General features: G+C 67.8%; 3 pseudogenes. All 3 read left to right on the top strand.

From position 1 onward, the window contains the following. A pseudogene (locus tag B0F77_RS50095) lies at positions 1-196 on the top strand (glycoside hydrolase family 18 protein); the annotation flags it as partial. 611 nt (positions 197-807) lie between these two features. After that, a pseudogene (locus B0F77_RS50970) lies at positions 808-1011 on the top strand (AfsR/SARP family transcriptional regulator); the annotation flags it as partial. Then, positions 989-1426: pseudogene (locus tag B0F77_RS34705) on the top strand (AfsR/SARP family transcriptional regulator); the annotation flags it as partial. The pseudogenes B0F77_RS50970 and B0F77_RS34705, both read left to right, overlap by 23 nt.

The raw sequence follows: 1426 nt of genomic DNA, 5'->3' as shown, positions 1-1426 counted from the left end.
CATCGAGGACTACAAGGTGCTCAAGACCCGTTGTCCTGCCAACGGAACCGTCGCGGGCACGGCGTATGCCAAGTGCGGCAGTCAGTGGTGGAGCTACGACACGCCGGCCACGGTCCGCAGCAAGATCTCGTGGGCGAGCGGCCAGAACCTGGGCGGTGTCTTCTTCTGGGAGCTCTCCGGTGACACCGGCCACGGATTTCACGAGATCAGCAGCCGCTCGACTCGATGGTCGCCTCCCAGGGGCCACCGTTCCAGTCGGCGAGACCGACCGCACAGCTGTTTCCCGGCGAATAGACCATGTTGCCGTAGTGCCGGCCGGGAGTGGGTGACGAGGCGAAGCGGACGATCTTGTCCCGCCCCTTGTCCCACACCGTCATCTCCAGGTTGGGAGTGCCACCCGCGAAGTTCGGCGTCTCGATCCAGTTCGTCTTGCACGTGCTGGAGTAGTACAGGATGAACGTGCCCTTCGCCGTTGCCNNCGTCGCAGCCGGTGCCGCTGCAGGTGGCGGCAGCCGAGATCGGAGCCTCCGCCGGTGCGGCGCTCGCGGCTGCCGTGGCACCACCGAGCAGCGCGACGGAAAGCCCCATGGTCGCTGCCGCGCTGGCCAGCAATTTCTTCCCCATTTAACAGCTCCCTGAAATTGTGAACATCCCCAGAACCTGAATTGCGGTCACCGCCAGAATACTGACTGCGCAAACTTGCTGGATCCTTGCCAAAAGCTGGACAGTGCTTGGACCTGCGCGGACGGCGGTGCCAGACTCGGCGCCGCGGGTTGGGGAGCCTGCGGTATCACCTTGGGGGGATTGATGGAGTTCCGCATTCTGGGACCGCTGGAGCTATTTGACGGTGAGCAAAACCTCGCATTGGGAACACCGCGCACACGCGCGTTGCTCGCGGTTTTGCTCACCGCGCCGGGTCAGTTGTTCAGCGTCGACCGGCTCATCGACGAGCTGTGGCCAGAGGAGCCGCCGGAGGACGCACGCGCGCTCATCCACAGCTACATCTCGCGGCTGNNTCGCCGACGTGCCGCCGACCCCGGCGATCACCGGCGCGGCCGCCCGGCTCACCGAACTGCGGCTCGCCACCCTCGAGGAGCACTTCGACGCCGCACTGGCCGCGGAGCACGACGTGATCGCCGAGCTGGCCGAACTGGTCGCCGCACACCCGCTGCGCGAGCGGTTCGTCGCGCAGCTCATGCGCGCGCTGCACCGGGCGGGACGAACGGCGGAAGCGCTCAACGCCTACCAGCGGACCACCGATCGGCTGCGCGAGGAACTCGGCGTCGATCCCGGTCCGGCGCTGCGCCAGGCCCACCTCGCGATCATCGCCGCGCCGGCCTGCGCTGGCCGCGTCCCGTGCCAGGTGCCGGACGACCTGCCGCCGCTCGTCGGACGGGACGACGCGCTCGCGACCGGCCGCGAGGTG

Source organism: Lentzea kentuckyensis, from assembly GCF_002150765.1.
GTDB classification, from domain to species: Bacteria; Actinomycetota; Actinomycetes; order Mycobacteriales; family Pseudonocardiaceae; genus Lentzea; species Lentzea kentuckyensis.
This window is presented reverse-complemented; position numbering and strand designations above follow the sequence as displayed.